This is a genomic window from Sphingosinicella microcystinivorans (assembly GCF_027941835.1).
GTDB lineage: Bacteria > Pseudomonadota > Alphaproteobacteria > Sphingomonadales > Sphingomonadaceae > Sphingosinicella.
Window position 1 is genome coordinate 4,141,712 of sequence record NZ_CP116005.1, and the last position, 23,096, is coordinate 4,164,807.

At 62.2% G+C, this 23,096-nt stretch carries 18 protein-coding genes; 4 read left to right on the top strand and 14 right to left on the bottom strand.

All coding sequences use genetic code 11. The features are described from left to right. Positions 1-142: 142 nt before the first annotated feature. The 14 genes from PE061_RS19990 to PE061_RS20055 form a co-directional block, all read right to left on the bottom strand. Positions 143-1,213: a lipid A deacylase LpxR family protein gene (locus tag PE061_RS19990; protein ID WP_271259256.1), complete on the bottom strand. Its 1,071-nt coding sequence runs from the start codon at positions 1,211-1,213 to the stop codon at positions 143-145. Next, entirely contained in the window at positions 1,213-1,707 is a 495-nt protein-coding gene (locus tag PE061_RS19995) for a universal stress protein (protein ID WP_003050031.1), read from the bottom strand. Before PE061_RS19995 ends, PE061_RS19990 begins: the two co-directional genes overlap by 1 nt. Positions 1,708-1,794: 87 nt before the next feature. Further along, positions 1,795-3,546: a PHA/PHB synthase family protein gene (locus PE061_RS20000; RefSeq protein ID WP_020307805.1), complete on the bottom strand. Its 1,752-nt coding sequence runs from the start codon at positions 3,544-3,546 to the stop codon at positions 1,795-1,797. A 143-nt stretch (positions 3,547-3,689) separates the two neighbouring features. Beyond that, the gene (gene gltS, locus PE061_RS20005) at positions 3,690-4,895 is read right to left on the bottom strand and encodes a sodium/glutamate symporter (protein WP_107220001.1); all 1,206 of its coding nucleotides are present in this window, start codon (positions 4,893-4,895) and stop codon (positions 3,690-3,692) included. Beyond that, entirely contained in the window at positions 4,892-6,130 is a 1,239-nt protein-coding gene (locus PE061_RS20010; protein WP_247736282.1) for an acetate/propionate family kinase, read from the bottom strand. Before PE061_RS20010 ends, gltS begins: the two co-directional genes overlap by 4 nt. A gap of 79 nt (positions 6,131-6,209) precedes the next feature. Beyond that, a complete protein-coding gene (locus tag PE061_RS20015; RefSeq protein ID WP_247736283.1) occupies positions 6,210-6,962 on the bottom strand; it encodes an SDR family NAD(P)-dependent oxidoreductase in 753 nt (250 codons plus the stop codon). A gap of 43 nt (positions 6,963-7,005) precedes the next feature. Next, positions 7,006-8,427, bottom strand: coding sequence for a bifunctional enoyl-CoA hydratase/phosphate acetyltransferase (locus tag PE061_RS20020; RefSeq protein ID WP_247736284.1), 1,422 nt, complete (start codon positions 8,425-8,427; stop codon positions 7,006-7,008). After that, entirely contained in the window at positions 8,424-10,928 is a 2,505-nt protein-coding gene (locus tag PE061_RS20025) for a DUF3141 domain-containing protein (RefSeq protein WP_271256952.1), read from the bottom strand. The genes PE061_RS20020 and PE061_RS20025 overlap by 4 nt, the downstream gene beginning before the upstream one ends. A gap of 85 nt (positions 10,929-11,013) precedes the next feature. Then, the gene (gene phbB / locus PE061_RS20030) at positions 11,014-11,760 is read right to left on the bottom strand and encodes an acetoacetyl-CoA reductase (protein ID WP_247735626.1); all 747 of its coding nucleotides are present in this window, start codon (positions 11,758-11,760) and stop codon (positions 11,014-11,016) included. After that, positions 11,750-12,211: a phasin family protein gene (locus PE061_RS20035; RefSeq protein WP_247735627.1), complete on the bottom strand. Its 462-nt coding sequence runs from the start codon at positions 12,209-12,211 to the stop codon at positions 11,750-11,752. Before PE061_RS20035 ends, phbB begins: the two co-directional genes overlap by 11 nt. A 49-nt stretch (positions 12,212-12,260) precedes the next feature. Further along, complete coding sequence (locus PE061_RS20040) at positions 12,261-13,391, bottom strand: ABC transporter permease (RefSeq protein WP_107220003.1); 1,131 nt, start codon at positions 13,389-13,391, stop codon at positions 12,261-12,263. A 1-nt stretch (position 13,392) separates the two neighbouring features. Continuing rightward, positions 13,393-16,161, bottom strand: a complete 2,769-nt coding sequence (gene rbbA, locus PE061_RS20045; RefSeq protein WP_271256953.1) for a ribosome-associated ATPase/putative transporter RbbA — start codon at positions 16,159-16,161, stop codon at positions 13,393-13,395. A gap of 3 nt (positions 16,162-16,164) precedes the next feature. Further along, a complete protein-coding gene (locus PE061_RS20050) occupies positions 16,165-17,244 on the bottom strand; it encodes an HlyD family secretion protein (RefSeq protein WP_271256954.1) in 1,080 nt (359 codons plus the stop codon). A gap of 14 nt (positions 17,245-17,258) precedes the next feature. Beyond that, positions 17,259-18,746 (bottom strand): efflux transporter outer membrane subunit, encoded by a 1,488-nt coding sequence (locus tag PE061_RS20055; RefSeq protein WP_271256955.1) that lies wholly within the window; start codon positions 18,744-18,746, stop codon positions 17,259-17,261. A 468-nt stretch (positions 18,747-19,214) separates the two neighbouring features. Between PE061_RS20055 and PE061_RS20060 the strand changes: the two genes are divergently transcribed. The 4 genes from PE061_RS20060 to PE061_RS20075 are packed head-to-tail and all read left to right on the top strand — an operon-like array spanning position 19,215 to position 23,092. After that, positions 19,215-19,850, top strand: coding sequence for a TetR/AcrR family transcriptional regulator (locus PE061_RS20060; RefSeq protein ID WP_271256956.1), 636 nt, complete (start codon positions 19,215-19,217; stop codon positions 19,848-19,850). Between the two features lie 8 nt (positions 19,851-19,858). Continuing rightward, entirely contained in the window at positions 19,859-20,893 is a 1,035-nt protein-coding gene (locus PE061_RS20065) for a DUF4105 domain-containing protein (RefSeq protein ID WP_068679670.1), read from the top strand. Then, a complete protein-coding gene (locus tag PE061_RS20070; RefSeq protein WP_271256957.1) occupies positions 20,890-22,830 on the top strand; it encodes an esterase/lipase family protein in 1,941 nt (646 codons plus the stop codon). The genes PE061_RS20065 and PE061_RS20070 overlap by 4 nt, the downstream gene beginning before the upstream one ends. Before the next feature lie 55 nt (positions 22,831-22,885). Then, complete coding sequence (locus tag PE061_RS20075; RefSeq protein WP_172751398.1) at positions 22,886-23,092, top strand: IS66 family transposase; 207 nt, start codon at positions 22,886-22,888, stop codon at positions 23,090-23,092. Positions 23,093-23,096 lie beyond the last annotated feature (4 nt).

Below are 23,096 nucleotides of genomic sequence, written 5' to 3' on the forward strand. Positions count from 1 at the left end.
GCTCGCTGTGTTCACCTTGCCAACTGGCTAATGACGACGGCATTGGCAGTACTGCGTCGACGTGGTAGCTCCACAAGCAACCAGGCTCTTGTCATGAACAGCAACAGAGTGGCTTGCATGGCGTTCAAGGAATCGATCTGCATCAGAATCGCCGTCCTACGGTGATCGTTCCGTAGACCGGGATTTCTTTTTGTCCCCGGAATTCGCGTGTGCGGTGGTAGCGGGCTATCGCGATGCGCCAGTTGCCTTGGGTAATCGCGACGCCGTAGCCGACATCCGCCACGAGTGGCCGCTTATCAACGCTATGGCCGGACTTGAAGGTATTGCCATCCAACGTGATGTCGTGCAGAACCCAGCGAGCGTCTAGCGCCACGAAGAGGTGGCCGTTCCAGTTGCTGCCAGCGGTCGTGCGCACGGGCGAGGTGTTCTCTCCGGCAGGCCGTAGCGGTGCCGTGCCTAAGTCGTCCGGCAGGCGTAGGCCATAGCGCAGTTCTCCACCGACATTCGCGTAGGTGGCGAAGTTGCCGAAGCTGCCACCCCAGTGGCGGGTCAGATCCCAGCCCCAACCGCTGACGTCTTCTTGCCTGAAGACTCGTGTTCGGCGTTCGTGCAGCAACTGCAGCACAGGCTCGTCGCGCAGTTGGTGTCGCCAGCCATTGAATTTGTCGACGCCGATGGTGTCATGCCACCAGTTCTGGGTTTGCCTGGCCAAGGAGGAGGGGCCCACAACACCGACGCGGATTTGTGAGGTACGCAGCGTATCGCCGCGCCGCGCGTTGTAGCCGAAGCTCAACATCATTGCGCCGGCGAAAGGGCGGTCGTCTTTGATCAGATCGCTGCGCGTTTTGTCGCTGGGGGTGTACATCATCTGTCCGAAGCCGATGGTCATGTTCTGTTCGTCAAAACCCTCGGGTTGCAGCACCGTGAGAAAACGATTCAGCCCACGGACGAGACGGGGTAGGCAAGGGTCATCGCGATAGTCCACAAGGTTGGGGGAGACCCAGCTGACGAGAAATCCATTGGAGTAGCCTTGATCTTGTCCAATGCCGCCGAACATGTCGTTGTCGATCCGCAGATTGAGCGTTCCCGTTGAGCGCAGCGGGTTGTCCTGGTGGCAGGACTGGGCCTGTGCGGAGGCGCTCAGCAATAGCAGCAGCAAGGAGGCTGCGACTTCCAGCCTCCATTCAGCGGGGTCGCTGGACTGAACTTTCATCACGCTGGCGTGCCACCCTGCCCAGGGGTTGCAGTCACAATGACCGATTGGGACTGGCGCACCAGCATCACTGGAACTGGTGCGATGCGAGCGAGCTGCTCTGCATCGCTTCCCATCAGCAGCCTGTCCACGCCCCGGCGTCCGTGGGTACCCAACACCACCAACTCGCATTGAGTAGTCAGTGCCTGCTGAGCGATGAGCACCGAGACGCGCTCGCCGTTGCTTTCCAGAAGGACGGTCTCAACCACCAGGCCTCCCTGCCTCAGCCGCAGCGCCGCCTCGTCCAGCAGCTTCTGCCCGGCCGCCAGGAAGCCCGGCCTCACTTCTTCAATATAGATCCTCGGCCTCTCGAAGCCGTTGCTATGCTTCATCTCCTCGATGACGTGCAGCAAGACGATGGTTGCGCCATTCAGGCGTGCCAGCACCGCAGCGTGGTGGAGCGCCAAATCGGCAGTAGGACTTCCGTCGAGCGGAACCAGGATTCTTGAGTACATGAATGTCTCCAGTTATCAGAGTAGAACGGGATGACGAACAGATATTGCGTATACCGTGTCGCAATAGCGGACGCGGGATACGCTTATTCAGTTGCGTACATATTCCCCTGGGGCGTCGCAAACAGTGGGGTATCCACTGGATTCAGCACCTATGAGCGGAGGCGCAACAACATCACCGGAACGCTCTCGCAGCCACGCCGACCATGCGGGCCACCAGGAATCCGGATGCGTCTGCATCGTCGCTTGCCACTCATCCGGCGCCATGTATCCATCACCGGCCGCGCGGGTATGGATTTGATATTGGCGGTTACCTCGGCCGGGCTCGCTCACGATGCCGCCGTTGTGTCCTCCAGTGGTCAGCACGAAAGTCAGCTCGGCCGAAGACAGGAGATGCAGCTTGTAAACCGAGCGCCAAGGCGCAATATGATCCGAGGCAGTGCCGACGCAAAACACCGGTACAGCGATGTCTCCCACTGAAACGGGGCGACCCGTGACGGGATAACGCCCCGCGCTGAGATCGTTATTCAGGTAAAGGCGTCGGAGATACTGCGAATGCATCTTCGCGGGGAGGCGAGTCCCATCGGCATTCCAAGCCATCAGGTCGGTCATTGCCCGGCGATCGCCCAATAGGTATTCGTCAATCATGCGAGACCATATGAGATCGTAGGAACGCAGTAGCTGAAAAGCTCCGCTCATCTGGTCGGAGGTCAAATAACCGGTTTGAGCCATGCTGGCTTCCAACAGCGCCACTTGACTCTCGTTGATGAAAAGACTCAGCTCGCCCGGTTCGCTGAAGTCCGTCTGTGCGGCAAGCAGGCTTACCGACACCAGCCGCGTATCGCCATCACGCGCCATGGCTGAAGCACCAATGGCCAGTAGCGTTCCGCCCAGGCAATAACCAGCCGCGTGGACTCCATGCCCGGGGACGACGGAAGTCACAGCGTCCAGCGCTGCATGCAGGCCGAACTCCAGGTACTCATCCATGCCCAAATCTCGATCCTCAGCATCCGGATTTCTCCAGGAGATGCAAAAAACCGTATGCCCTTGCGCAACCAGATACCGTATCAGCGAGTTATGCGGTGACAGATCCAGTACGTAGTACTTCATGATCCAGGCAGGAATGATCAGGATCGGTTCGGGATGGACTTTCTCGGTAGTGGGCGTGTACTGAATCAGTTCGATCAGTCGATTTCTCAGAACGACTTTTCCTTCCGTGACCGCTACGTCGCGCCCAACGACGAAGTTCTCCGTTCCCGCGGGAGGCTGGCCGGATAGTTGCCGACGCAAGTCGTCGAGAAAGTTGGACGTCCCCCGCGCTAGATTGGCGCCTTGCTCTGCGATGGTTCTTTTCAGGACAACGGGGTTGAAAACCGCAGCGTTGGCGGGCGAAAGCATTTCCAGCCACTGTTTGGCGCCAAACGCCAGCAGGCGTTGGTGTTTCGGATCCACTCCCCACACCCCCTGCGTGGCCTGCTCCCACCATTTGGTCTGATTGACGAATGAACTGCGGAAAAGGTCGTAGGGCCATTGATCCCATGCAGGATCGTTGAAGCGGCGGTCATTGACAGGTGACCGGTCAGGAGCGGTGGCTCCCCGGTCCGGGTTGGCCGGATTCTTCTTCAATACGGCCATCCATTGCTCGGACAGGGAGGCTGCAAACGCCAAAAGCTCGGCTTGCTTGCCAGGACTGTTTGCTAAATGGCTCGCCCAGTCCACCCACGCGAGCAACGATGTCTCCGGCGAAATAGACGACCAAGCCTGTGCCCAAGCGACATGGGCATCCCCATCCAACTTCGGATTGATGGCTGAGTCGATATTGCCGTTCTTTTTATTCGTCAAAGCGTATTACCTCTATTTCTGCACAAGTAGAAAGAGCCCCTTGCTTGAAAACGGGAGTCGATTGCGATTTCCTGGGCGACGACGCCTCGCCAGCGCGTCAGCGATGTATCCATCTGCCAGCTCGCTCCGCTGTTTCGCTTCGCCTAACCGGCCATCAGGCTGATTACCAGTGCGTTCGCAATATCGATGACGAACCCACATACCAAGGGCACCACAATGAACGCCTCGCGTGCCGCACCATGCTCCCGAGTCACCGCCGTCATGTTGGCGATGGCAGTGGCGGTAGATCCCAGCGCAATACCGCCGAAACCCGCGCACACCACGGCGGCTTGGTAATCCTTGCCCATTGCCCGAAAAACAATCAGCAAAACGAATGCGATGACCAAGGCAATCTGCACCAGCATCGCCGCCGTGATGAAGGCGAGCACGGGCTGCAGTTCCCAGAGCCTGAGTCCCATCAGCGCCATGGTCAGAAACAGGCCCAATGACATGTCGGAAACCAGGGCGATGCCTGGCTGCATGCTCGGCCAGTTCCATAAACGTCCGCGCCCACTTGGCCTCATCCAGTCGGCCGCCATGCGCAGGAGAATTCCGGCCAGCAGGCAGCCCACAAAGGCGGGCAGCGTGACGGCGGTACGCGCGACCAAGGCATTGATTCCGTATCCCAACATCAAGGCGAAGTTGAGCCAGAGCAATGCCAGCAGCAGGCCGTAGTAGTCCAGGCGGGCATGCTGCTCATCGCTGTGCAGTGTGCCAATTTCCAGGGCGCTGTCTCCGGAGGCTCGAAGCCGATGCCTGCGCATGAGCAGACTTGCGATCGGGCCACCGATGGTGCAGGCCGCGATCAGGCCGATCATATTCGCCGCCAACCCCAGTTCCTGCGCCTGTGCAATGCCGAGGGTTTCAACGAAGTAGTCGGACCAGGCCAAGGTGGTGCCCACGCCTCCGGTAAGGGAAATCGAACCCACCATCAGCCCGGCGCGCGGATCCAGCCCGAAGGCGCGGGCCGTCTCCATCCCGGCCAGGTTCTGCAGCACCATGAACCCGATGGCCAGCCCCGACAGGATCAGCAAGGGCCGTCCACCATGGCGCAGTGTGCGGGCGTCGGTACTCAGGCCAATAGCGGCAAAGAAGTACAGCAGAAGCGCGTCGCGCGCTTCCAGATCGAAACTGACAACGATCCCCATCCCGTAGTACAGGAGGAAGACAACCAAGGCGCAGGCCAGGCCGCCCACCAGGGATTCCGGGATGCTGTATCGACGCAAGATGCCCGAACGCGCTACCAAGCCCTTGCCAACGAACAACAGCAGAATGGCGAGCGTGAATCCATGGAAGGCATCGATCTTCATCGCACCTTCTCCCTGTCCAGGCCGGACAGCGCATGGTTGGCGGCGATCCACTCTTCATTGGTGGGTTCGATCGCCACGAGGACCTGGCTGTGGTCGGTGGAAATCGTCGCTGCGTGGCTGGCGTTGGCGTCGGTATCCAGGGCAATGCCCAGAAAGCCCAGCGCCGCACAGATGCGCTCGCGAATGAACGCATTGTGTTCACCGACACCCGCCGTGAACACCAACATGTCCAGACCGCCCAGCACGGCGACCAGGGCCCCGATCTCGCGCACGATGCGTCGCACGTAAAGGGCCAGTGCCAAGCGCGCTCGCTCCCCCGTTTCGCCTGCATCGTTCTCGTGCCCGACAATGACGCGCGGCTCGGCCGAGATTCCCGAAACGCCGAGCAGGCCGGACTCGTGATAGAGGACGCGCCCCACTTGCTCTAGTGAGAGCTTCTCGACTTCCATCAGGTAGAGCACCGCACCCGGATCGAGCGCGCCGGTGCGGGTGCCCATCATCAGGCCGTCAAGCGCGGAGAAGCCCATGGTGGTGGCCACGCTTTTGAGTCCTTGCATGGCGCACAGACTGGCGCCACTGCCCAAGTGGGCAACGACGGTGCGCCCGCACGCGGCGTCGCCATGGCGTTCGGGCAAGGCCACTGCCATGTACTCATACGACAGGCCGTGAAACCCGTACCGACGCAGACCGCGCTCCCATGCGGCATAGGGCAACGGCAGGATCTTCTCGACCTGGGGCAAAGTGTGGTGGAAGGCCGTGTCGAAGCAAGCCATCTGTGGCAGATCTGGCTGCTCCCGCAGCAGGATCTCCACGGCTTCGAGCGCGAATGGCTGGTGCAGCGGGGCCAGAGGAATGTAGCCCTTGAGGTCGGCCAGGACATTTGCGTCCAGGCGCACGGGCATGGAGTATTTGCTGCCGCCGTGGACGATACGGTGGGCGACCGTACCTACGTGGCGGCCGTCGAGCCGCCGGCTGACACGATCGCGGATGAGGCGCAGTGCGGCGCGATACGGATGTGCCGTGTCCAGTTCGATCGAGAACGGCGCAACTCCGGTCTCTCCGAAATCCGGGTTGGCGCCGCCGATTCCCTGCACCTTGCCATTCCACAATGCCTGACGCGGCAGTGGCGCGGCCGAGGAATCGAACACCGCAAACTTGATGCTGGATGAACCGCAGTTCAGCACAAGGATCAGTCCGTGTTCGCGGCGCCCGGAGCGGGCCATGGTGACGTCCATCAGGTCGTCCTCTCTGCGCGCCGTCCGCGCGACTTCGCCGAGGTGTGCGGGGGTGTCTGCTGTCTCATCGTCTTCAGACTCAGCGCGCCGTGTAGCCGCCATCGGCGATGAGCTGGGTGCCCACAAGGAAGCTGCTTCCTTCCGACAGCAAAAACGCCACGGCATGGGCGATTTCGTCCGATGTACCCAGACGACCGATCGGATGCAGGTCAACGGCCTTCTGGAGGGCCGATTCATCCAGGAAATCCAGGATGGGCGTACGCACGTAACCGGGATGAATCGAATTGATCCGGATTCCCTTGGACGCATAGGCCAGTCCTGCCGAGCGGGTCAGCCCGGTAACAGCATGCTTGGCTGCGACGTACGCGGGGTTCGCTGCGTCGCCCACCACTCCGAGGATGGAGGAGACGTTGACGATGGCGCCGCCTCCAGAGCGCAGGATGGCGGGAATCTGATGGCGCAGGCCATAGAACACGCCGTTCAGGTTGACATCGATCACCCGGCTCCAGGCGGCAGGGTCCAGTTCCCCCACAGGACTCTGGTCGCCACTGATACCGGCGTTATTGACGGCAAAATGAAGGTCGCCAAACGCATCGACCGCGCAGGCCACGGCAGCCTGGACCTCATCGATGCGTGCCACGTCGGCCACATTGGCCACGGCGTGGCCGCCCTCGGCGTTGATGAGACTGGTGACGCGCTGCGCATTGTCGGCGCTGACGTCCGAGACCACGACATTCAGACCGTTGCTCGCAAGAAGCCGGGCGATGCTCTCGCCAATGCCGGATCCTGCACCGGTGACCAGGGCTACGCGGCCAGAGAATGAATACTGCATGGTGTTTTCTCCAAAGGGGTGGTTAAGTTGCTAACAAGTCCGCTCAAGGGGGCGACAGCCGATAGTGATGGGCCAGCATCAGTGCAATCGCGCATGAGGCGATGCGCGTATCGCGCGAGTCGGCACGGCTGGTCAGAATGACCGGCACCTTGGCTCCAAGGACGATCCCGGCGCTGGCTGCTCCGCCCAGGAAGATCAACTGCTTGGCAAGCATGTTGCCGCTCTCCAGGTCAGGCACGGCGAGGATGTCAGCCTGCCCGGCGACCTCGGAGACGATCCCCTTGGTACGCGCAGCGGCGATGGAGACCGCGTTGTCGAAGGCGAGCGGCCCGTCGAGCAGGCCGCCAGTGATCTGGCCGCGATCAGCCATCTTGCACAGCGCCGCCGCGTCCAGCGTGGCCGTCATCGTCGGGCTCACCGTCTCGACCGCGGCCAGGATCGCGACCTTGGGTTCGCGCACGCCGATTACCTGCGCCAGCTCGATGGCGTTGCGGATGATGTCCGCCTTCTGTTCCAGAGTCGGGGCGATATTGATCGCCGCATCGGTGACGATGAACGGGCGCGGATAGGCCGGTGTCTGTAGCAAAAAGCAATGGCTGACCCGACGCTTGGTGCGCAACCCTGCCGCAGTCGAAACCAGCGCGGACATCAGCTCGTCGGTATGCAGGCTCCCTTTCATCAGGGCTTCGACTTCACCTGTGGCCGCCAGGGCGACGGCTTGCTGCGCGGCGGCGTGGCTGTGGGGTGCGTCCACAATGGCGACGTCGGCCAGATCCAGCCCGGCCTCCGCGGCGACTGCCTCCAGCCGCGCCTGTGGCCCGACCAGCACCGGTTCGATCAGTCCCGCATGGCGTGCTTCGAGCGCAGCGGACAGGCTGGGAGAATCGCAGGGGTGGACGACAGCCACACGAATCGGTTGCAAGTGCGCGACATGCGCCAGCAGGCTTTGCAGGCCTGTGCGGCCCTGCGCATCCGGGTGGATTTCCGGCAACACGGTGCGCGTTCGTTCCAAGCGTTCGGTGGGCGCCACGACCTCTACCTGGCCTTGGAAAACCGCTACCCCCTCCTGGTTGGTGCAGGTGCAGGCCAGCGTGACATGGTGGTTGGCCGTGTCCTTGCTGGTCACCTGCATCCGCACGGTCAGCCTGTCGCCGGGTCGAACGGCCCCGAGGAAGCACAGATTCTGGTTGACATAGCGGGTTCCAGGCCCCGGCAGGCGTGTGCTCAGCACAGCCGAGATCAGGGCGTTTGCACAAATGGCCTCCGTGGTGCCCCGAGCGCTTGAGGACACAGCAGGTTCTGGATCCACATCGCCCGATTGCAGCGCGAACATGTGGATGTCTTGCGACGAAAACGCGCGTTCGAGGCTGGCGCTGTCGCCGATGGCGATCTCGTCGAAGGTTCGGTTGCGCAGAACCTGCAATGCGTCGGCGGCGCCATCGACCGGTGCGGAGGACGTCGTCATTTGCCTTTCCCTCGCCGTGTTTGACTTGTCCGCGGGGCGGCTGGCGTCTTGGACACAGTTTTCTGCGTAGCAGTTTTCTTCTGAGGCGCCTTAGGCTTTGGAGAGGATGTCTTGGAGGTCGTGTTTATGGCCGGAGCGGAGGTGTCACTGGCGGAGCTCGGCATGGCTGGCGCCGCATTCGCATCCTCGACCGCAGCGGATGTGCCACTGGCAGAGCGTGGCATGGCGGTTGTCGACTTCGCGTCCACGACCGTAGCGGAGGTATCAGTGGCGGGACTTATCACGGCGGGCGCCGAAGCCGCCTGCGCCTCGCACGCCGCCCGCTTGAACAGGGTGGAAACCTGCTCCAGTCGGGTTTGCTCGTGTGCGGACAGCACATCACCGCTGCCAATCACCTGCACGATCATTCCCGCTACCTGTCGGATGTCCTCAGGCGCTATGCCGTTGAGCAATCCGGGGATGGCGGACACCATGGCGTCCTCATCGAGCCTCATGAGCAAAGCCTGCCGACGCACGAGGTGGCGGAAAGCCTGCATGTCGAAGTCATTTGTCAAATGAGGGCGCACCAGTTCCTCTGCGTGCCGAAAATGCCGTTCATCGGCCTCCCCACGCGCCGCGAGCACGAAGAACAGCGCCCGTATGGCGGCTTCGGTTATCCCGCCGTTGTGAATATCCGCTTCGAGCCGTGTCAACTCTTGCGCCAGATACTGGCGATGTTCGGGCGTCTCGCTAGGATGGGGTCGCGGCGGCGCATCGTCGTGCAGGCTCTGTCCTGTCATGGCCTGAACCAGCGGCAGGCTGTACAGCATGTCAAAGGCCTGTGCGTAGATTTGGTCGCGGCAATCACGGAATTGATCCAGCATCTGTTCGACGGCGGTGGAAAACTCCGTCTGCAGTTGCAGGAAAGGATTGGCCTCGGAGACGGTCTGGCGATGTTCGCGCACCTGTTGCGCCGCTTCTTGTACAGCGGCGGCCAGCGGGTGCCGATCGGACCACAATTCATAACCCATGCGCAGTGGATGCAGCGGCTCCAGCCACTTCGCCCCCTGATCCGTGACCAGGGCTCGGACCCATGGCTGCACGAAGCTGCGGTAGCAGGCCAGGTTGACCTCGGAGATCCGCGCAGCGGCGGCAAAACGGCGATCGCTCTCGGGATCGGGGCGAACGATCTCACGGATTTCATCGATGTTGCTGCGGCGAATCCGGGTCAGGTAGGCGTCACTGGCTGGTTCGCCTTCCTGGGCGTCGTCGTGATGCTCGTCGATCTGCATGTGGTGGATGCCGGCTGGCAGCACGTCGATGATGTCGATGTTGGCTGCGAACTCCTGGTGCTCTTTGCGCCCGACGCTCCCGGAGACGAAGATGCCCAGATGCCCGATGCTGTCATGGGTGGCGTAGACGATGGTCTGGTCATGTCCCACCACATCCAGGTCGTTGCGGTACAGGTCGGTGATCCAGCCCAGGGCCTGGGGCGGTGGAGTGATGTTGTCCCCATAGGAGCAGAACACCACGATCGGCGAGCGAATATTGCGCAGGTCAATGCGCACGCCATCGGACGTCACCAGTTGGGCCGTACTCAGCTTGTTGCCGATGAACAGGTTGTCGACGATGTACTGCATCTCCACGTCGTTCAGGAAGACGTGGCCGCCCCAGTACTTCTCGAACTGCAGGTGGCGCGGGCCTTCCGTGTCGACCTTGGCGTACAGGTTGTACTGTTTGCTCCACAGCGTATTGGCCGGGTCCAGGTTTTCAAAGTTCTGTACCAGCCAGGCACCGTCGAACCGGCCGGCGCCCAGATCGCTGGTCAATGCCGTCAACCAGCTACCGCCAGTGAGGCCGCCCGCGTAGCGCATCGGGTTATCACCGGCCCAGTAGGACAGCGGCGCGCCGGCTACGATGATCGGCCCGAACAGTTCGGGCCAGACGGCGGCTGCCATCAGGATCTGCCAGCCTGCCTGGCAATTGCCGATGACCGCAGGCTTGCCGCGGCTGTCGGGGTGCAGCTCGCCGACCTTGCGCACGAAGGCCGCTTCGGCGCGCATGACGTCTTCGACGGTCTGGCCGGGAACGGGATCGGGCAGAAAGCCAACGAAGTAGCAGGGATGACCAGCCTTGAGGGCCGCGCCGACCTCGCTATCGGGTTTGAAGCCGCCAATGCCTGGGCCGTGGCCCGCGCGGGGATCGACCACCACGAACGGCCGCTTCTTGGGATCGGCCGGCGCGTCGGCTGGCGGCAGGATGCGTACGAGGCCATAGTTGACCGGCTGCGGAAGGTCCAGCCCGGACATGATGACCTCGGAGGCGAAGTCGAGTACGTTCGGCGTCTGCTCCTGCAAATGCTCCAGGTACTGGTTGCCGCGTTGGCGGCGAACGTCGGCATACAGAATGGATCGCTGCCAGGCATCCACTGCATACTCGGTTGCCATCGCCGATAGTCGCAACGGGTCCCACAGCAACTGCCCCCAATCGGCCGCTGGTGATGTCGTGGTGTCTCGATTCATGGCGATGGGCACTCCTTCTGTGATGAAACTGAAAAATTGAATGGCAAGGGGCCGCAGGCACATCGTCTTGCTGGCCCTTCCTCACTCAGTACATATGCTGGCCACCGTTCATCGATACATTGCTGCCGGTCATGAATCCCGCAGACTCGCTGGCGATGAATGCCACCAGTGCGGCGACTTCCTCAGGCCGTCCCAGGCGGCCCACGGGAATTCCGGCCACCACTTGCTTGACCACGTCTTCGGCCATGCTCGTCACCATCTTCGTATCCAGATACCCCGGCGAGACGGTGTTGACCGTCACGCCCTTGCGCGCTACTTCCTGCGCGAGGGCTTTGGTGAAGCCATGCATACCGGCTTTTGCGGCGGAATAGTTGGTCTGGCCGAACTGCCCCTTCGAGCCGTTGATGGAGGAGATGTTGATGATCCTCCCCCAGCCGCGTTCGAGCATGCCGTCGATGAACGGTCGGGTGACGTTGAATACAGAATCGAGATTGACGCGCAGAACGGCATCCCAATCGGTGTAACTCAGCTTGCGGAACGTGGCATCACGCGTGATGCCGGCGTTGTTGACCAGAATGTCGATGTGGTGACCGTCTGCTTGGATGAGGCCGGCCAGTTCCTGGCAGGAGGCATGGTCAGCCACATTCGCGCCGTAGGCGATGAAGTTGTAACCTTCGCCCGCCTGGGCTTCCAGCCACGCCCCAATGCTGGCGTTGCCCGGCGAATGGACGATGAGCACGGTATGACCGGCGTGGTGCAAGGCCCGGGCGATGGCCTCGCCCAGGCCGCCGCTGCCTCCGGTAACCAGGGCAGTCCGTTGTTCAGCCAGCATTGCGGCCACCCGTCTGGCTTGGTGCGTCCTTGTCCTGTGCCGAGGCCCACACAGCTCCCCACTGTTTGAAAATATCCTGGAACGGCAATATCGCATCTGCCTGGCCTACGGCCTGCGTGACCGATTTCTGCCAGTCCTGAATGGCTTGCTGCAGGCCTTGAGTGAAGGTGGTCTGATTCTTGATTGCGACTTGCGTTAGTGCCTGCGCGCCGCCCACGTGGTGCTGAAACTGACGCCAGAAGGCTTGTGCGGGCAGCGTTGCCAGCTCCTGCCAGTTCTTCGCCTTGAGCAGGCTTTCGATTTCGGCGCCGGACTCGGTAATGCCGTCTTTGCCCGCGCGGGTGGCGTTCTCCAGCCATTGCTGGCCGTTTTCCTGCATCAGGCGTTGGATGCGCAGCTGCAGTTCCAGGTTCGCCTTGAAGAGATTGAGAGGGATGGTTTCATTGCTCATGGTCAAACTCCTTGCTTGGGTTGAAATGCCCACTCGGGCGGTAAAACGATCAGGCCATCTGGCCGATGGTTTTGCGAAAGCGTGCTAACGACAGGAAAAACAGCACCGTTCCGATCAGGGCCAGCGCCAGGAAGGGCTGCCATACCGTCTCCAGGCCCGCGCCCCGGTAAAGGATGGCCTGACTCAGTTCCACGAAATGCGTGGTGGGCGCGATCAGCATGATGTTCTGCACGATCTCGGGCATGCTTTCGCGCGGCGTGGTGCCACCCGACAGCATCTGCAGCGGCATGATGGTAAGCATCATCAACATGCCGAACTGCGGCATGTTGCGCGCCAGGGTGGCGATGAAGATGCCCATCGAGGTGGTGGCGAACAGACTGAGCGCCGCGCCGGCGAAGAACAGCGCAATGGAGCCCTCGATGGGCACGCCCAGGACGCCGCGCACCATGAGATTGAGCGACAGAAAGGAGGCGATCAGCACGACCAGGGCCATCGACCAGATCTTGGAAAGCATGATCTGCGCGGGCGTGACCGGCATCACCAGCAGGTGCTCGATGGTGCCGTGCTCGCGCTCCCGGATCAGCGCCGCGCCAGTCAGGATGATGGACAGCAGCGTGATGTGGTTGATGATCTGAACCACCGAGCCGAACCAGGCCTTGTCTAGCGATGGATTGAAACGCGCACGCAATGCGAGATCCACAGGCAGTGGCTCAGCCCCGCGATAGCGCTTGACGAACTCATTGACCTCGCCGATGGCGATCTGCTGAATGTAGCCGCTGCCCGTGAATGCCTGGCTCATGCGGGTAGCGTCAACGTTGAGCTGCAACGCAGGCGAGCGCCGGGCCAGCACGTCGCGCTGGAAGTTGGGCGGAATGACCAGGGCAAAGGTGTACTGCCCGGCATCCATGCCCGGATCCACCCTTCCATAGTCGATCATGGCCGGTGGCGTGAACTGCGGCGGGTAGAACGCCGAGGCAATCCGCTGGGAGAGCGCCGAATTGTCTTCGTCGACGATGGCGATGGGGGCGTTGTGCAGCGTCTCCGGCATGGACGTGGCCGAGGTGTAGACCGACGCGGTGAACACGTAGACGATGAGCGCGATCATCATCGGATCGCGCCACAGACTCCACAGCTCCTTAACACCCAGGTCGTAGATATTGGCCAGGTTTCTTCTGCTCATCTCAGCGCTCCTGCTTCTTGAGTAGCAAAACGGCTGCGCCGAGGATGACCGGGACCGACAAAAGCATCGCCCACAGCGGCCCGGTCACGTCGGCCAGGCCAAGCGCTTTGCTGAAAACGCCACGGCTGATGGAGATCATGTGCGTGGCGGGGTAGATCTCGCCGATGAACTTGCTGGAGCCTTCGAGCGAGGACACCGGATCGATCAGGCCGGCGAACTGGGTGGCAGGAATGATGGTGCCGATCATGGCGAAGAACATGGCGGCGATCTGGCTGCGCGTGACGGCCGAGGCCAGCAGCCCCATGCCTGTGGCGGCGAAGGAGAAGACCAGCGCGGCCAGCGACAGGGTCAAGAAGCTGCCCGTGACCGGCACGCCAAAGAGGGTGACCGCGAGCAGACTCATCAGCAGGAAGTTCACCATGGCCAGGCCGACATAGGGCAGTTGTTTGCCAAGCAGGAACTCGGTGCGCGTCACCGGCGTCACGTACAGATTGGTGATCGACCCGGTTTCTTTCTCGCGCACCACCGCCAGCGCGGTCAGCATGGCCGGCAGCATGAGCAGCAAGAGAGGTATCACCGCTGGCACCATGGCGGGCAGGCTCTTGACATCGGGGTTGTAGCGAAAGCGCGTCTCGACGCTCGCATTGCCGGCTGCGCTGGCGCCGCTGCGCTCGCTGGCCTGTACCAGCAGCCAGTGCTGATGCATGCCCTGAACGTAGCCCTGGACGGTTTCCGCGCGCACCGGCATGGCGCCGTCGAGCCAGGCGCCGATCTGCACGTTCTGGCCCCGCAACACGTCGCGGCTGAAGCCAGGGGGGATTTCGATGGCCAGCGACAGTTCGCCGCTGCGCATACGCCGGTCGAGATCCTCGTAATCGACGATAGGCGGGTGCTCTGTGAAGTAGCGCGAGCCGGCCAGGTTCAGCGTGTAGCTTTGGCTGAGCGTGGTCTGGTCGCGATCGAGCACCGCATAGCTCAGGTCCTCGACGTCCATGGTGATGCCGAAGCCGATCACGAACATCAGCAGCAGCGAACCACCCAGCGCCAGCGTGGCGCGTACCGGGTCCCGCTGCAATTCCAGCGTCTCGCGCCACAGATAGCTGAACATTCGCTGCAGACTGAAACCGCCAGAGCGGTGCCCACCGTGTTCAGCGGGCGCCGCCGATGGTTGCTCCTCGTGATCGGCGGCCCCGGGCTGGCTGGCCGGCGCCGCCGTGCCGCCCTCGGCTTCGACGAGGTAGCCGATGAAGGCCTCTTCAAGGGTTTTGGCGCCGCGCTTCTCGACCAGTCTGGCGGGCACGTCGCTGTCGAGCACCTTGCCCGCATGCATCATCGACATGCGGTCGCAGCGCTCTGCCTCGTTCATGAAGTGGGTGGAAATGAAGACCGTCACCCGGTCACGCCGCGACAGCTCGATGAGCAGTCGCCAGAACGCATCGCGCGCCACCGGGTCGACGCCCGAAGTCGGTTCGTCCAGAATCAGCAGTTCTGGCTTGTGCACCATGGCCACAGCCAGCGACAGGCGTTGGCGTATGCCCAGAGGCAGACTGGCCGGCAGGCTGTCGATGACGTCCACCAGCCCGAAGCGCTCCACCATCTCATCGACGCGAGCAGGAATGTCCTCCGGGGACACACTGAAGAGCTTGGCGTGCAACTCCAGGTTCTGGCGTACCGTGATTTCGCTGTAGAGCGAGAACGCTTGGGACATGTAGCCGACGCGGCGGCGGGTGCCCAGATCATGCGGGTTCACTTCATGGCCGAACAGCCAGGCCCGACCCTCGCTCGCCGGCAACAGGCCGGTAAGCATCTTCATCGTCGTGGACTTGCCGCACCCGTTGGAGCCGAGGAAGCCGAAGATTTCACCGCGCCGGATGCGGAAGGACACGCTGTCGACGGCAACGAAGTCGCCAAAGCGCATGGTCAGCCCCTCGGCTTCGATGGCGATATCGTCCGCGCCGTCCTCAGGCAGAGGCGGAATGACAACCGCTTGGTGTCCGCGCTTTTTCTCTTCCGGGAGCAGGCGGATGAATGCCTCTTCCAGGTTCGGGCTGTTTGTTGTCTCCAGCAATTCCTTCGGCGTACCGGTGGCGAGGACCTTGCCGTCGTCGATGGCGGCGAGCCAGTCGAAGCGCTGTGCCTCATCCATGTAGGCGGTAGCCACGATCACGCTCATGCCGGGGCGGTCGGCGCGGATGCGTTCGATCAGATCCCAGAACTGTGCGCGCGCCAGCGGGTCCACGCCAGTCGTCGGCTCATCGAGAATCAGAAAATCCGGGTCATGAATCAGCGCGCAGCACAGGCCGAGTTTTTGCTTCATGCCCCCGGACAGCTTGCCTGCCGGGCGCTCCAGGAATTTGAACAGGCCAGTGGCCTGAGTCAGTTCGTCGATCCGCTGGCGGCGCTCTGCGGCGCCATGACCGAACAGGCGCGCGAAGAATTGCAGATTCTCCTCGACCGAGAGCGTCGGATACAGGTTTTTGCCCAGTCCCTGCGGCATGTAGGCGATGCGCGGGCATACCTGCTTGCGATGGGCCTTGCTGGCCATGTCGCCACCCAGCACCTCGACCGTGCCCTCCTGGATGATGCGCACACCCGCCAGCAATGAGAGCAGACTGGATTTGCCCACGCCGTCGGGGCCGATCAGGCCGACCATCCGTCCGGCGGGAATGTCCAGATCGATGCCATCCAGGGCGATGACGTCGCCGTAACGCAAGCGCACCTGACGGACGCTTGCAACGGTCGTGGGCTGCGCACTCGCACTGTGGCTCATACCTTACTCCGGCACGCGAACGGAGAGGTTTTGAGGCCACTCGGCATTGGCGTCGAGTTTGATCCAGGCCACGCCGGGCAACCCGGTCTTGACCTGATTGAGGTGCTCACGCAGCAACTCCTGCGAAATCTGCGCGCGCACGCGAAACATCAGTTTCTGCCGCTCGCTCGCGGTTTCTACCGTCTTGGGAGTAAATTGCGCCACACTGGCGACGAAGGAAACGCTCGCTGGAATAACAAACTCCGGCGCGGCATCCAGAATGATGCGGACCTCGGAACCCAGCGCGACGCGGCCGGCCACGGTCTCGGGCAGGAAGAAGGTGATGTAGACGTCCGACAGGTCGATAAGATTCAGGACGCGTCCGCCCGATCCCAGCACCTCGCCGGGTTGCGCCACCCGCACCTGCACCCGACCGTCACGCGGCGAGCGCAGTTCGCTGTCGCGTATGTCGGCTTCGATGCGGTTGATGCTGGCCGTGGCAGCGGACACGCTGGACCTCGCGCCGACGAGCTGCGCCTTGGCGGCCTCGACCGCGGCGCGGGCAGCGGCGGCCTGTGCCTTGCTGGCCGCGAGGGTCGCTTGGGCGCCCCGTACGCGCGCCCGGTCATCGTCCAGTTCCTGGATCGAGGCGGCTCCCTCACTCGACAGCGTGCTGGAGCGTGTCAGGCGCCGTTGCGCGGCGTCCAGTTCGGACTCGCGCTGACCAACCAGAGCCAAGGCGGCAGTCACGTCGGCTTCACGCAGCGCCACCTGTGCCTGCGCCGCGGTCACCGAATGCTCAGCCTGCTGACGCATGGCCAGGGCCTCGTCGCGCTGCGCTTCCAGCGTTTCCAGCCGCATCTTGGCCAGTGGCTGGCCGGCTGTGACGAAATCGCCTTCACGCACCAGGATGTCTTCGATGCGGCCGGGAAGTTTGGTGGCCACGTCGATCTCGGTGGCTTCGATGCGGCCATTGCCGTTGACGAATCCTTCGCCCGGGCCGCTGTCGGTAAACCTCGTCCAGCTCCACCAGGCCAGCGCGGCAACAACCGCTGCAGCGAAAGCGACCAGGAGTTTTTTCTTGAGAGAGGGGGAGACAGTCATGGGTTCGGCGTGCCTTAACGGGTTGATGGGGTGGAAGCGGGAGTCGAGGCCGCACCCTGTGCCTCGCCGGCTGCGGCGAGGGTGCCGCCGCCGAGCGCGGCATACAGCGCCACCTGGCTGGACAGCAGCGCGCGGCGCGCCTGTACCAGTTGTTGCTGGGCTCCCAGCAGATCGCGTTGGGCATCCAGCACTTCCAAGAAGGCGGCCGAGCCGTTGTCGTAGCGCAACTTGGCCAGGCGTGCGCGTTCGCTTTGCGCTTCCAGGTTGGCTCTCTGGATCGTCAACTGCTCAGCCAGCCAGTGCTTTGCGCTCAGCGCATCGGCCACCTCGCGGAAGGCCGTTTGAATGGTTTTTTCGTATCCGGCGACGGCGATGTCGCGGCGCACCTCGCTCAGTTCCAAGTTTGCGCGCCGCCGCCCGCCATCGAAGATGGGCAGCGACAAGGTAGGCATGAAGGTCCAGGCGCGGCTGCCGGAATCGAACAGGCCGTCAAGATCGGAACTGGCCGTGCCGAAGCTGCCGGTCAGCGCAATGCGCGGCAAGAACGCCGCACGGGCCGCGCCGATGTTGGCATCGCCGGCACGCAATTGGTGTTCGGCGGAAATGATGTCCGGGCGACTGACCAGCAGCTCCGAGGGCAGGCCGGCCCGGAGTTCGGCCAGCACCGTTGTTTCATCGAAGGGTGCCTTGGTGGGCAGCGGGCCAGGATCGGCACCTACCAGCAGTGCCAGCGCGTGCAGTTGCGTGGCGCGTGCTTGCTCAAGCTGGGTTAGCAGCGCCTGAGCCTGGTTCAGCAAAGTTTGGACTTGAGTGAGGTCCAGCTTCGAGGTCGAGCCGACTTCAACGCGGCGCCGGAAAATGCGATAGGACTCCTCGCGGGTCGCGACGGTTTGACGGGCGATAGCCACGCGTTCGTCTATCTCGCGCAAGCCAAGATAACCGTCGGCCACCTGGGCGATCAGCGCCAGGTGGACGGCCTGGCGGGCCGCGTCGGAAGCCAGCCAGCTTTGCAGGGCGGCGTCTTCCAGGTTGCGGACCCGGCCCCACAGATCCAGCTCCCAGGTGCTCAAACCCACCTCGGCCCGATATTCGCCGCCCACCTGCGACCGGCCCGACATGTTCAGATCGCCAGGGACGCGGGCGCGTCCACCCTGGGCACCCACGCCCACGGCAGGAAATCGATCCGAGCGCTGAATGCGGAATGCGGCGCTGGCTTCCTCGACACGCAGCGCGGCCAGGCGCAGATCGCGGTTGTTCTCCAGCGCTGTCTCGATGAGGCGTTGCAGCAAGGGGTCGGTGAAGTACGCCTGCCAGGCAAGCTCTCCCGCGTGGGCGCCGTCGGTGCCTGATCCAAGATGCGCAGGCCAGGCTTCGGGCACGGGCAGCGGCGGGGTGTCTGGCGCCGGAGCGAGCGACATGCAGCCGGTCAAGACGACGGCGCTCAGGGCCAACGAGGCAGTGCGCAAGCTGAACGCAGGAAACAACAGGGAAGCTGGGGGCATGGTCACGTTCCGTACGGGTATCGGGCTGAAGAGGGTCTGGTTGCAGAGGAGGGGATAGCTGCCACCCACGCAATGCGGAGTTCGTGGCCGATGTCCGCAGGCCTTCTTTTCCTGCTTGCAAGTGCTGTCAAGTCCACTTCATCTCCTTGTTGATATGTGCATCCCCGTGTCCCCTGGCTGGTTGATTAGGTGCTCTTCCTGTGTCACATCCCGATGTGCCGGGTTCGTTCGCGCCTCTGAGTTGGCTTGCATCGTGAAATTTGAAAACAAACCACTGGACGGTTGTTTTTAATTATACGTTACAATCCGGGAACCGCAATCAGCGGGAACCGCAATCAGCGGGCTCGTCGGTCATTGACGCAGATCAATTCGAGCTGCCGGCTTGGGTTCAAGGAAGGCCCTGATTTCTGGTAGAGCCGGTGACCGGCCCGTGGGAACACCCCTCAGATCTTTGAACAGAGCCTTTGAATGCTACCCAAGAAAGATGACGCGCCCGACAAGCGCCGCTACCTGTCCTCTGCCGCCAGAAAAGAAGAAATACTCGACGCGGCCTTGGTCGAATTCGCGGATCGGACGTACAACGCCGTGTCAATGGAGCGCCTGGCGGAATGCGCAGGCTTGTCCAAGGCTGGCATCTACGCCCACTTCAAAAGCAAGGAAGAAATTTTTCATGCCTTGCTCGAACGTACGACAAAGCAGATTTGCGATTTCCAGGGCTGGCTCCCGGATGAAGATCTGACGTTGCCAGAGCTGGTAGATGTCTACCTGGATCGCCTATACGCGACCTTTAGCTCCCCTGCCACGATGTCGATCTACCGGCTGCTTCTGGCCGAAAGCGCCCGAACTCCAGAGCTGGTGCAGCGTTGGCACAACGAAGTTGCGCTCGGGCTGAAAGAGCGGGCGCAGACCATCATCCACCGCAACATACGCCGAGGCGTCATTCGCCCAGGCGTCTTGACCGAACACTTCTTCCCGTTGGCGCTCGCGCCCGCAGTGCTGTGGCTGAGTTCCTCGATGCTGTCCAAGGGCAGTCCTTCCATCTCGCTGGTGCAGTTACGGGATGCGCACCGGCAACTGTTGCTTGAGCTTTTGCAGCCTCAATGAGCGGAGTGATGCACATAGTCCTGCGCGCCCTTGCAGGCTTGGCGATCGGCTTTGTGGTACTGCTGCTGACTGTGTGGGGTGCGCTGGCTCTGTGGCATCAGATGCCGGGACCTTCGGTGGTGCGATGGTTCGTCATTGCCATGTGGTCTACGTTGGGTGTGACCGTTGTCTTGTCGCGGGCGGGCTTGCTTGGGCGGCGCAATCGCAACATCGCCGGATTCGCATTTGTGATCGCAGCCGCCTCCCTGCTCATGTGGTGGGGGACGCTGCAGCCGTCACACCAGCGTGTATGGGCTGACGATGTCGCTCAGTTGCTGGAGGCCAGGATCGACGGCAACCATGTTCACCTGAATAATGTGCGCAACTTCCAGTGGCGCAGCGAAACCGACTACACCCCGCAGTGGGAGAGCCGCACATACGACCTGGATCGTCTGCGCAGCGCCGACTTGGTGCTTTCCTACTGGATGGGGCCGCACATCGCCCACACCCTGGTGTCGTTCGGCTTCGATGGCGGTGAACGCGTGGTGTTCTCGCTGGAAATTCGCAAGGAACGCCATGAGTCCTTCTCGGCGGTAGGAGGATTCTTCCGTCAGTTCGAGCAGATCCTGGTAGCCGCCGATGAGCGAGACATTGTGCGTACGCGCAGCAACGCGCGAGGCGAAGATGTTTATCTCTATCGCTTGCAGATGAATCAGGCGAGTGCCCGCGCGTTGTTTCTGGAGTTTCTGAACGCGGCCAATGAACTGCGGCAGAAACCGCGCTTTTACAACACGTTAACCAGTAACTGCACGACCATCGTATTCGAGCTGGCCCGGGTCATTGCGCCCGCATTGCCAATGGACTATCGCCTGCTGCTGTCTGGATATTTTGCGCGGTACGTCTACGACATGCATGGATTGACGCCTGGCTATCGTTACGATGAATTGCAGGCACTGGGGCATATCAACGAACGTGCCCTTGCTTCCGATGTGTCAGAGGATGACTTCTCGATGTCGATTCGACAAGGCGTGCCAGGCATCCCTGCCAACGAGGTGAATCCATGAGGTTCCCGCAGGCCTGCCTTCTCATTACATGCGCCGCTCTTGCTCCGCTGCTGCTGGGGGGCTGCTCGATCCTGCGCGAGTTCGGCCCAGTGGTTGAAGTTCATACGCTACCTGCCAGGGAGGCCATCGAACTCAAGCGCGGCGACATCCTGACACGTGGCAAGCTCAGCGATGCGACTGTCCAGACCATCAGGGTGGCGGCATTGGATGAGCAGGCATGCGCAAAGCCGATCTCCTCGGAGTGCGCGGAGGCCTTGGCTACCGTGACGGGGGTTGCCACGGATAGACGCCTGGCTGCACTGTCCGAACTATGGCTGGCGCAGGCTCAGGCCATGAAGCCCGGTTCAGCGCAGCAAGCCGCCTGGCTTGAGACGATTCGCTATGCCTATGCTTATCTGTTCCTTGGTGACCATACTCCGGGAGAGCGGGCCTTCGAGGATCGCCAGACCCAAGTGCGGGATTGGTATAACTATGCCGTCGAGCATGCGGCCACCGGCATGTTCGAAGTTCGGCAACAAATGCCGACGCAGTTGCCCGACCAGACCAGTTGGAACATTGCAGGCTGGGAACTGAAGCTGGATATGCGCGGCGCGCGCTTACCGGGCACTACGGCGGTGCCAGCCGAACTCCTGCCAGCCTCGTCCCTGTCTTTCCGTGGATTGCGTAGCCTCTACCGGCGCGACGGCTTTGGCGCCGAGCTTGTGGCGGTCATTCCGGACGAGTCCCTGAGCGCCGTCCCATCTCGGGGTGGTCGCCCAGCGGCAAAACATGATCAGCAACCGCTGCCCTGGAGCGAGATGCCCGCGCCGTCCATGACGGTTCTGCTGCATCCCGACGGAGACAACTTGGACAGTGTGCTGCATGCTCGTACAGCCCGTCTGACGGTGCATGACCCCTATGTGGAATCGGCCATTATGCTGCGCGGCCAACGTGTGCCGCTGGCGGCCAATTTCACGGCCGGCTATGGCGTATGGCTGGCCCGTGCCAATTTCAACCGCCAGTCGCTGCGCAGCCTGCTCGGGCGCGAGGGTGGCATCGACCGCCCGCACGTCTACTTGATGCAGCCCTACGATCCGAACAGGCGGATCATCGTCATGCTGCACGGACTGGCCAGCAGCCCTGAAGCCTGGGTGGAACTCGCCAACGAAATCCTGGGCGATGAGGCCCTGCGCCAGCATTACCAGATCTGGCAGGTCTACTACCCGACCAACATGCCTGTCGCGTTGAACCACGCCATGATTCGCAGGGCGCTCGGGGAGACGCTGACGCATTTCGACCCATCCGGCCAAGCGCCGGCGTCGTCCGACCTCGTGCTGGTGGGGCATAGCATGGGCGGGGTCATCGCGCGGTTGATGGTGTCGTCAACCGATCAATCGCTGGTGCAATTGGCTGCGGATCACAGTCGGTTGACGCCGCAGCAGATCAGGCGCATTGATCCCATGTTGCGCTTCGAGCCCTTCCCGAATGTCAGCAGTGCCATCTTCATCGCGGCGCCTCATCGGGGCACATCGGTCGCGGGTGGACGCCTGGGGCGCTGGATGGCGGGATTTATCCGCTTTCCCATTACGGTGCTCGAAGAACTCGCCCATACACTGGCACCCAATGCGGCCGCCAGCAGCCGTGAAAGCCTGGCAACCATTCCCAATAGCGTGAACAATCTCGACGAAAACGATCCGTTCGTGCGTACGGCGGCGGGCTTTCCCATCTCATCCCAGGTGCGCTATCACTCGATCGTGGCCCAAGCCAATTCCGAAGTGGCCCTCGATGATTCCGATGACGGTCTTGTGCCTTATCGCAGCGCACATCTTCCCGGCGCACAGTCCGAGAAAGTCATTATTTCGGGGCACAGCGTGCAACAGAGCGCGGCCGCGATACTGGAGATCCAGCGTATTCTGAGAGAGGACATGGCTCTGCGGGAAGCGCATTTACAGCCATAGACAACTGCCATCTGCTGTGCGCGGCCGAGCTGATTTCGGATTTCGTATGGGCGTAATGCATTCATCTGAATGCGCAAAGAGCATCAGACTTACTGTTGCCCGCTCGACGCTGGCACAGTGGGTCGGTGCGTGCGGCGCGCAACCGCAGCCGATGGTAAAGGCGCTGGATGACGAACTGCGTCGCCACGTGGTGCTGCACGCCCACGAGACGCCGATGCTCAAGCCCAAGCATCTTGGCGACGGCAAGGCGTACCCAACGTGATCCG